The sequence below is a fragment of the Streptomyces sp. NPDC088766 genome, assembly GCF_044750845.1.
Lineage (GTDB): Bacteria > Actinomycetota > Actinomycetes > Streptomycetales > Streptomycetaceae > Streptomyces.
This window is the reverse complement of sequence record NZ_JBIVKQ010000053.1, coordinates 1-9,801: the sequence shown is the minus strand read 5'-3', so window position 1 is coordinate 9,801 and position 9,801 is coordinate 1. Positions and strand designations below refer to the sequence as shown.

Genomic DNA, 9,801 nt, shown 5'->3' with positions numbered 1-9,801 from the left:
GAGCGACGCGCTGATCTCCACCAGGGCCTGCTCGAACTGGCCTGCAGCCTCATATGCCTCCGCCGCCTGCGAACCTCATTCTGAAACGATCAGTTTACCGACGACGACCATCTCGAACGCACCCTCCGCCGGGGTCTGCGCCATATTCAGCTCCGCCCAGACTGATCGGCGGGCGCCTTGCCAGCGCTGGACTCAAGCTCACGCGTCAGCCGACAACACTCCGAAGAGTTCAGTAACTCAGACACCAGGGGACAAGTAACTCGCTGGTACTGGTTAGGGCCGTCATGCTCCGCCCATACGATCGACCCACATGGACGTTGAGGGGGATGCATGAACCCGACAGCGCGGAGCCCGTTCGGCCCTGTAGCAGAGCAGCACTGCAACATCAAGGCCCATGCTGAGCTGGTGTTGCTCGACGAGAACGTTAAGAACCTGTCCAAGGCACTCGTGGAGCAATACAGGAAGGAGACCGCGAAGTACCAGCACCTTGCTGAAATGGAAAGGGACGCGCGCCGCGAGGCCGAGACTAGGGCAAGGTCCTACGCCAAAGTGATCGACCAGCATGATGACCTCAAAGCGAAACTCCAGTCGATGATCCCTGACTTGGTGCAGGAAGTGCTGCACCTGCCGAAGGAACCCGAGGTCGCTGAGTTGGAAGCTCAGCTCAGGGCGGCGGAGAAGGAGCGGGGCAGCCTCGCCGAGCTGCTCAGAGCTGCAGAGGAGGAGCGAGACGCAGCCCTGCGCGCACGTGACACTGCCATCGCACGCCTGCGACCCCGGCAGGAGGACGGCATTGTGGTGGGAGACGCGGAGTCCCTCCAACTGAGGTTGGATGCACCCACCCTATGCGGCGTCCTCGAACAAGCGAAGCAGTATTGCACGCTGCTCGTGATCACCGCTGACCCTGACGAGGCCGAACGGCTTGAGCACCATCAAAAGGCGTCGCTCTGGAGGAATCGCCTTGCAGACGCCCTCGCGATGATCCAGGCGTACGCCGAGGATAAGAACCTGACCAGGGCGCGCGGCCGCGGGGCGGGCCCTGACTTCGCCAACCTGAGGGCGTACTGCGGCAGCCGCCCGTCCCCCTTGCTCTCACCAGTCAAGGTGATTCTGAACGAGGGGAAGTTCGCCAGCAGCAGCCCTCGCGGCAAGGCTGACAGGAGACTCCGGGTCCCCGAGGACATCGACCCGTCGGGATACGCGGCAATGCTGGAACACATCCGCATCGGCGACGGAGCGCCACCTGCACCCCGCTTGCACTACCTCGATGACACGGATCAAAGCGGCCTGATCGTCGTGGGATTCTTCGGTGAACACCTGCACAACGCCAGCACCAACTAACAGAGGGGAGACCAGAAAACAGGCCCCGAACTCCTCTGCTCCCGAACGCAAGGCAGCCGTCAGGGACTCAGCGAGCGGGATCTGCGATTTCGGCTGGCGGGGCACAGTCTTCCTGTCGAGGCGTCCGTAGGCCGAGGACCAGGGCACTCCGAACAGGTATGCGATCTGCTCGACGGTCTTCTCCCGGGCGTCGTAGAGCTGCTGGGCGAGCTTGGCCTGGTCGGGAGTGAGATTGGGCCCAGGCTCCCGGGCCAGCCGCGAGCCCTCGCGGAGGCGAGCCCGTCGTTGATGTTCGTCACGATCAGCTCGCGCTGGGGGCCGGCGAGCACGGACAACATCGCGAAAATCGCCTGCCCCTCCATAGTGGAGGTGACGATGCTGCCCTGCTCGATGACGTGCAGAACTCGCCAGCCCGCTGGCTGGGCTGGACCCGCGATCGGCATTCGACCACGCGCGCGGAAGCTGGTGGACGTATGCGGGCGGCGCTGCCCGGCCGTGCTGGAAGGCCGGAGGCAGGGCCAACGAGAGCGAGTCGGTGTCAGAGGCGTCGCCGATACTCGGATGGGTTTATCAGGTGAGAGGGTGCCGGTGTGAAGGAGTTGCAGGACGGCATAACCCGCCTACTGCCTGACGTGGTCAAGGCGGAGATCGAACCAGAGAGCTGTCCGACCTGGTTGCGGCGGCCAGGGCGGACAGAGTGTGTCGGCATGTGGGAGACGGTCGCGGCCATCTACGGTGCGCTCACTGGGCTGGTCCTGCCGGAGCAGGCCCCTTCTCGCGAGCGGCGGAGCCTGGACGTCCTGCTCACCTACGAGAACGGGCAGCAGCAGATCCTCGAGGTTGACGAGAAGCAGCACTTCACCGCAGCCCGCGCTCTCACGCTGGAGCACTACCCGGCAGGCGTGAAGCTCGGCTTCGACGCTTCTCGATGGTTGGCCCGCTCGCAGGCTCTGACCGGGCGTGAACCCGGCGGCGGCTTCGGCAAGTCAAAGCCGCCGTTGTTCCCTGGCGAGGGCGGGCGCCATCGGCAACGCGCCTTCAGGGACGCACTGGCGGATCTGCTGCCCTCCGTGCACGACTGGCTCCCGACCATCCGGATCAGCGATACGGAGGTCACCGCTATCACCGCTGCACCGGATCCGGTCTCGTCGCTCAGGACACTGCTTGGTGAACGCGGGGTACCGGCTGCGTGTCTCGTCTCTGAGTGAGACGGCGCGGCGGCCCCGCCGTTCAATGGCAAAAGGGAAGCGTCCGGCGGCTCATCTGCTGGCCGGGCGCACTGCCAACGCCTTTGAGACGACGAAGCCCGCCGGAAAACTCCGGCAGGGCGTCTGCGCACGCCGGGCTACGACGGCGTGCAGTGTCCGGCGAGGGCACCGTTGTTTGTTGACGATGCAGCTCGGGGGGGCGACGCCTGGTTCTCGCAGAGAGGCTCCGGAAGGCCGCTCTGCGAGACGTCAGGAAATCCGTTCGTACAGGGCGCCCTCCGCCTCGCGCAGCTCGCGCTCGACGGCTTCGGCGAGGTTCGGGTTGTCGATGAGGACGCCGAACTCGACGTTGTTGTTCTCCGCGCTCCAGGAGAAGTTCGCGCTGGTCACCAGGAGAAGATGGTGATCGATGGCAAGGAACTTTGCGTGGTTGCGGACGTATGTGCCGTCGAACTGCTTGGTTCGCCAGACCTCGGCCGGCGATAGGTGCGCAGCGACTTCTGCAGTCGTCGGGGACCGTTGCTGTCCGACGCCGTCCGCGGCCCGGGCGTCCATATAGACGCGGACGGCGATGTCGTCACGCTGTGCGGCTTCTCGTAATGACTTCCAAAGCGCCGAAGTCCGTTGGAAGTTGAAGGTTGAGCACGTGATTGCGTGGCGTGCGCTGTCCACGAGGCGCGTCACCGAGGTGGTGAGCGGCCCGCTCTGGACGAGGTGTCCGGGCATGGTCCAGAGCGGTGACAAAGTGGTCGGCAGAGCCCGTGCCCCCTCGATTGCGCGCAGGGCCAGGACTTGTTGGTGCCTTGGCCCGGTGCCGCTGGCAACCGCCTCCAGGAGGTGTCGGACCTCTGCCCGCTGGCCGACCGCGACGACCTTGAGCGCCGCGGTGAGGGTGTCACCGTCGGCGAGCCGGTCCGCTATGCCTTTGGCCTCGGTCCCGGTGAGGAGTTGGCCAAGGCGTCGTGGCGCGTCCGCCTCACTCATGGACCTGGAAGAACCCGAGGTTGCTGCCGGGCAGGTCGAGGAGGAAGCGGCGGTCGAGGAAACGGTTGGCGCGTTCGCAGGAGGTCTCCGAGGCCATGACACAGCAGTGGCAGGCGGCACCGTGGAGGAAGTCCTCGGGGTCCTGCGGGGTGCGCTTCGAGCAGATGGGGTCGGAGGAGCATCGGGCGGCCTTGCGTAGCGCGCTGCCGACGACCCTTTGGAGGCGGGAAGGCTCGCTGAGTTGGACGAGGCCGCCGAGGGTGCCGTCGCTGTCGGAGGCGGTTGTGCAGATCAGAAGGCCGGCCGACGGGTCTCGGCCCTCCGCGGCGGGCCAGGCGTAGAGGCGTTCGCTGAGACTTGCCGCCGAGTAGCCGCAGGTGAGGGCGAGTTCGCGGATCAGGATGTGGGCGAATGTGTGGACGAGCCAGTAGCGCGGGGGCTTCAGCCGGGTGTCGGGGTCGACCTGGTCGGCGGTGTCGGAGAAGCGACGTCTGAAGTTTCTGACGTGTGCCTCGCGGTGGAACTTCCACATGTCGGTGTCGAGGACGCGTTTTTCCCATGCGGCGACTGCGTTCTCGTCGAGCTGTAGGAAGATGCCTTCGCCTCGGTCCTCGGTTGCTACGGTCCAGGCCGGTCGTGGTGTACGGGTCAGTGGGGCCAGGCGGCGCGGGAGGTCGCCGACGCGGTCCATGTCATCAATGCGGGTGAAGCCGACCAGGGCATTCACCTTGCGGAGACGTTCGACCGCGAGGACGCGGGTGATCTCCGGCTGCAGAGTGTCGCCTCGCTCGCGGGTGGCGAGGGTGAGGCCGCTCTTGGGGTCCTCGACGCGGGTGCCGACGATGTCGCGCAGCAGGTAACGCCATTCAGGGACGAGAAGGTCGACCGGATCCCAGTCGCGGAGCTTCTCTTCCTGCTCCTCCGGAGTGTCGGTGGGTGCGGAAGCGGCCTGAAGGACTTGTTCCAGGTCGTGGTCAGACAGGCCGGTTACGTCTACGCCGCCGTCCATCCCCAGCAGGTCCCTGATCAGGTCGAGGCTGGCGCGGTACTTGGCGAGCTTGTCGCCGAGCGCGGTGCGGACCCGGTCGGCCAGGTCACTGGCCTTTTCTTCCTGGGACTCCGGCATGACGATGATCGACTGGGTGGCCGGGAACCACAGGTTGGAGGCCCCGACGAGCATCAGCCGGGTGTCGTTGCCGCACCCCCTGGGCTCGAAGGCGTCCAGGTGCGGGTGACGTCCGCGACACTTCGGCAGTTTCGCCTTGCCGGCCTCGCCCTGTGCCTCGTTCATCGGGCGCCGCAAGTCGCAGGATGCGCACTGGATGACGGCCGAGGCACCCTTCCCGGCCGTCCGGTCGACCATCTTCAGGGCGGGCAGTTCTGCCTTGCTGCATGGCTGCCCGCGGTGCACCCACAGGTCGTACGGGAACTCGTCCAGGTGCCCATCGACGCAGGCCAGCAGATAACGGGCCGGGATCGCGGTGCGCCGCATCGGCCTGCGGGTGCGGCCACCCGCGCGCCCCGTGCACTTGGCATGTTCGAACACGGCCAGGTCGGTGCGGAAGGGATGCGTATTGCGGTAGTCGAACTGGGCGAGCAACCCGAGCATGTCGCAGCCAGTGCACCGCAGCCACTGCGGGAAGACCCGGGACGGGACGCCGAGGTCGTTGCCCTCGGCGGACCGGCTGTGCTTCTTCGGCTGCCAGGGATACGGCCTCAGCTGCACGTCGGGGGAGCGCAGCATCATACGGACCACGTCACGCAGCCGTGGAGCGTGGATCTGGGGAGGCGCGGAGTCACGCCGCTGCCAGATGCGGTCCCACTCGTCCAAGCCAGTGGGCATGATCGTGAACTGTGGCAGGTCCATGATCGCGCCGGGGCCGTAGGTGTAAAGCAGGGAGGAGGGGCGGGCTGAGCCGACCTTGGCGCGGTTGTGCTTGGTGGCCTTCTCCGCCTCCTGCTCCAGATCGCCCAGTGGGTCGACGGCGTGAGCGACGTCGTAGACGAACCGCGTCTCGTCACTCATGAACTCTCCTCCGGCATCTGCCACTTCGGGGCATAGTCAGGTGCTCGGTACACCAGTCGTTCCTTGATGGGGCTCACCAGCAAGTTGATCTCCGGCTGGACCTCACGCATCGAGTTCGCCACGATGAACGGCGGTGTGTCCCGTGTGTCAAGGCCCGCCTTCGCGTTCTCCGCGCTCATCATCAGCGCATCGTGCCGGCTGTCGTCCAGAACCCGCTCGTACACCAGTGACTTACGCAGCTCCACGAGGTGCTTGCGCCGCTTGCCCCACTGGTCGAGCCGGTTCTCCAAGCGCAGGCGGGCGCGGTTGGCCGCGTCCTCGTCACCGGCCCGTGCAATCCGCCGCACGAGGGCGTCGATGAGCTCACCGGCGAAGTGCTGCTCGGCCTCGATACGGGCCGCGCCGTCCTCCGGGGACAGCCCTTGGCCGGGGCCGGCCTTTGCGGCCTGCAAAACCCTGGCCGCGCTGACCAGCACACCGTCCAGACCGCGTTCCAGCGAGGTCACCGAGAAGGGAGTCACGGACAGTGCCTCGACCTGCGCGTAGAACGTCTCGTGGTAGTGGCGGAACTGCTCGAAGTGGGCGAGGTCCCTGGGGCGCGCCCAGTTCCCCAGCGCGAGGACCAGGCCCGGCCGGTCTGCTGCCCGGCCGACGCGGGAAGACGCCTGGATGTACTCGGCGGTGTTTTTCGGCTGGCCTACAACGAGCATCAGACCCAGCCGGGTCACGTCGACCCCCACCTGCAGCATGGAGGTGGCCAGCACCACGTCGTACGGGTTCACCTCGCGCGTGGGCTCAGGCTTCTTCGCCTCCCGCAACGCGCGCCGGTTCCGCTTGCCCGCGGTGGAGTCGAAACCTGGATCGAACGACACCGCCATCTGGTCGAGGGTCGCGGTGATGTCGGCACTGGCCACACGTGATGTCAGCTCGGCGACGTGCAGCGACCCGTAGTTAGTACCCGTGCGGCGGGGAAGCTTCGACCAGGGGCGGCCCTTGGCGAGCGCGGTCTGGATGTCGTCGCTCATATACCGTGCCATGCCGGCCAATTCACGGGTAGCGCTGAAGTAGCCGACCAGGCTCATGTACGGATCGGCCACGCTGCCGGAGCGGTCAAGAAGCAGTTGCCCGCCGGCCATGAGAACCTCGGCAACCCGGATCTCCGCCGTGGTCAAGCGCACCCCGGTCGTACTGATCCCGACGTACCGGCGACCCGGCTTGTCCTCGGAGACCGGGATCTCCTTGGAGAAGAAAGTGTTCCCGGCATCCAGGACCTGCGGCGGGAAGATAGTGACGTCCCGCCCGTACAACGCACGCACCTGGTCGGACGCGTTGCGTGCGGTGGCGGTGGAGGCGACAAGGAGCGGACGAACCGGGCGCCCGTCCTTCGTACGCCAGTCGGTCATCACGTCGATGGCCACCTCAAACAGGCCCACCGTGGTGCCAAGGGCTCCCGTGATCAGGTGGAGCTCGTCCTGGATGACCAGATCCGGGGGCCGCAGCCGGGTGGCTGGGTGCACGGGAGCGGCTGGGTGGCCGTCCTTCTTGGGGTGTTTGCTGCCGTCCTTGATGTCGCACTGCTGATAGTCAGGATGGACGAAATCGTGCCGCTCGCAGCGCCGTGAGACATGCCCAAAAAGCGAGGCCGCCTCGCCCTCCCGCGCCAGGCGGGCGAACTTGTCCACGGTGGCGATGACGAACGCCGGCGCGAGCCGGTAGATCTCCTCGTCGACCGTAAGGACCGGCAGCCCGTCAGGGACCTCGCCGCCGTCGGAGAACGGGCACTCGGCCAGCTCGTCACCGCAGTACACGTACACCCGACGCAGCGCGGGCTCCGTGCGCACATCCCGCGCCTCGACCCGCGTCCCGCACCACGGGCAGCGCTGGATCTGTAGCACCGTCAGCCGATACCCGCGGCCCCCGTGGGCCTTCTGCAACTGCTCGGCAGCCTCGTCATACCGCTTCGGGCTCACATCGGTACCGACCCACAGCCCGATCCGGAACGGCTCGTCTCCCCATGTCGCCCGATCCTCGCGCCGCGCCATCTCAGCCGCGCACACCAGTGTGGTGGCGCGCTGAAACTGCTGGGCGGTGAGCAGACGCAACGTGTACCGCATGAGAACGGCCACTCCGGACCGTCCGTCCAATGGCCCCTCAAAGGCATCCACGACGCCTTGGCGCCGCCGGATGGCGAACGTGTACGCGGCCAGACCCAGATACGCCTCCGTCTTGCCACCACCGGTCGGGAAGAACAGCAGCTGCGCCTTGGCCAGATCCCCCGACCGCTTCTCGGCCGCCGGGTCGGACAGCAACGGCAACTGCATGAGCACGAAGGCGAGCTGGAAGGTACGCCACGAATGCGCCAAGGCTCCCTTCTCCTCGAGGATCGCCTCGCGAGCCTCGTCGATGCTCTCCTCCGGCTGACTCACCCGCCGCTCCGCGACCTGGGACTGCACACGCTGATCAGCCATCACCCGGTTCATGAACCGGAAGCAGCGCAACGCCTCCTCGTCCCCGAGGAGATGCTTCAGACCCTCCTCAAGCTGGCGCTGCACCCGACGCGCCTCGGTGACCGCGTCCAAACCCTCGGACCGCAGATGCTCCGGAAGCACCTCGGCCCGCTGCTCCTCGCCATCCAGCCAGGCCGTGTAACCCGCGACGATCGGCTCAAGACCCGTACGCAGTTCGTCGGTCGACGCCTCCTGGAGCTTGCGCATGTCCAGCAGGGCCGCGCCGATCTCCTCGGCGGCCGTCTGAGGCGTCTCACTCACCGGCAGCCAGGTCGTCCAGACCTCGCTGGCCCTGCGCGCTCCCTCGGCTACCTTCCAGTCCACCGAGCAGGTCCGGCCATGGGCGAACTCCAGCCGGTTGCGGTACTGAAGCCGCAGCCGCCGCAGTTCGTCGTCCGGCTCCTGGCGGGTGTCGAGGAGTACGTCATTGACCGGCAGGAACACCTCAGCGCCACTAGCCGACACCGATAGCTTGGTCTGGTACAGCCACGCCTCGACCGGGATCTTGCGAGGCGTCTCCCGGTCGTTGCACAGCGCCACCTCTATCAGCCGGCAGCCACGATGGGAGTCGTCGTAACGATCCACCCGAAGAAGGATCTTGTCCTTGAGTACGATCTCGGTCGTACGGGATGGCTTCAGGTCGGCAACCTTGATCGCCTTCGCAATAGTGTGCGGGGTGCGCTGAAAACGACGGAGAGCCGGAGCGGGTGCCGTGCCCTTGTCCCCGCCGTCTTCGGTGCCCTCGCCACGCTTCTCCTTCACCGGCTCGTACGTGCCCCACGAGGCGGTCACCGTGAACTCGTCGAGATCGTCAGGGATCTGGAAGCGCAGCCCCATCGACGCCGGGATCATCAGCCCACGCTTCTGCGGCTGGTCCTCGACCTCGTCCTCGTCTGAGCTCGCGCTGCTGTCGTCGACGGCGGTGAGCGGAATGCCCCGGCTCTCGGCGGCGTCCACAGAGTCACCCACGTCGGTCGCGGCGTCGTCCGATCCGGCCTCGCCGGGGTCGGCCTGGCCGGCGGTGAGGCGCACGGGCGCGATCCGGCCGATCAGGTACGCCGAGTCGGGGACGCCGTCGAGGATCTCGTCTGGGCCGTTGGCCGGGCCGAGGAGCTCACGCTTCAGGATGTCGACCAGGTTCTCGCGGGCGGTCCAGGAACGGTCGTCGGGTTCGAGGGCGAGACGGTAGGCCGGGGCCTGGGGGACGCCGGGTGTCGCTGCGGGCTGGGCGCCGTCGCGCCGGGGGGTGGTCACTCGTCGCCCTCCTCTTCCTCAGTGGCTTCATTGTCGCCGGTGGGTGTGACAACGCCCTGCGAGGTGGCACGACGGTGGTTCTCTTCGAGCAGGCGGTCGAGGATCTCTACCCGGGCAGTGGGGCTCACTGTCCAGCGTTGCATCTGGCGATAGGTGTGGAAGCCGTGGTCCAAAGGGACGTCGTCCCAGCCGTAGGCGGCCATGACGGCGTGGTCGAGATCAACGTGGATCTCGCGGAGGCGTGTTACGTCAGAGTCGGCGGAGTCAATGATGGCCGGGTCGTGCACCATGTTGTAGAGCTTGGTCAGGCTGAGGCCACGACGGAGCATGATCTCGCGACGCTCGGTGTCGAGGACGTGCCCAGCCTCAATGACGCCCTGTGCTTGCCCAGGGGCCGTTGCGTGATCGCGTTTCGTCCGGAGTGCCGTGCTGGCCCGTCCTTGGAGGGGACGTCCCGGTTCGGACGGGAGCGGACGCAGTG

At 66.8% G+C, this 9,801-nt stretch carries 6 protein-coding genes; 2 read left to right on the top strand and 4 right to left on the bottom strand.

The genetic code is table 11. The annotated features are described in order from the left end of the window. The first annotated feature begins 330 nt into the window (after window positions 1–330). Together ACIP5W_RS35625 and ACIP5W_RS35620 are read left to right on the top strand one after the other, a co-directional pair. Window positions 331–1,341 (top strand): hypothetical protein, encoded by a 1,011-nt coding sequence (locus ACIP5W_RS35625; protein ID WP_401482220.1) that lies wholly within the window; start codon window positions 331–333, stop codon window positions 1,339–1,341. A 590-nt stretch (window positions 1,342–1,931) separates the two neighbouring features. Continuing rightward, complete coding sequence (locus ACIP5W_RS35620) at window positions 1,932–2,549, top strand: hypothetical protein (RefSeq protein ID WP_401482218.1); 618 nt, start codon at window positions 1,932–1,934, stop codon at window positions 2,547–2,549. A 249-nt stretch (window positions 2,550–2,798) separates the two neighbouring features. Here ACIP5W_RS35620 and drmC read toward each other — a convergent pair whose 3' ends face one another. From drmC to ACIP5W_RS35600, 4 genes are all read right to left on the bottom strand, one after another. Next, the gene (gene drmC, locus ACIP5W_RS35615) at window positions 2,799–3,533 is read right to left on the bottom strand and encodes a DISARM system phospholipase D-like protein DrmC (protein ID WP_401482216.1); all 735 of its coding nucleotides are present in this window, start codon (window positions 3,531–3,533) and stop codon (window positions 2,799–2,801) included. Then, entirely contained in the window at window positions 3,526–5,559 is a 2,034-nt protein-coding gene (gene drmB, locus ACIP5W_RS35610; RefSeq protein WP_401482215.1) for a DrmB family protein, read from the bottom strand. Before drmB ends, drmC begins: the two co-directional genes overlap by 8 nt. Then, window positions 5,556–9,320, bottom strand: coding sequence for a DISARM system helicase DrmA (gene drmA / locus ACIP5W_RS35605; RefSeq protein ID WP_401482213.1), 3,765 nt, complete (start codon window positions 9,318–9,320; stop codon window positions 5,556–5,558). The genes drmB and drmA overlap by 4 nt, the downstream gene beginning before the upstream one ends. Continuing rightward, a partial coding sequence (locus ACIP5W_RS35600) for a hypothetical protein (protein ID WP_401482211.1) occupies window positions 9,317–9,801 on the bottom strand: 485 nt, incomplete at its 5' end. The genes drmA and ACIP5W_RS35600, both read right to left, overlap by 4 nt.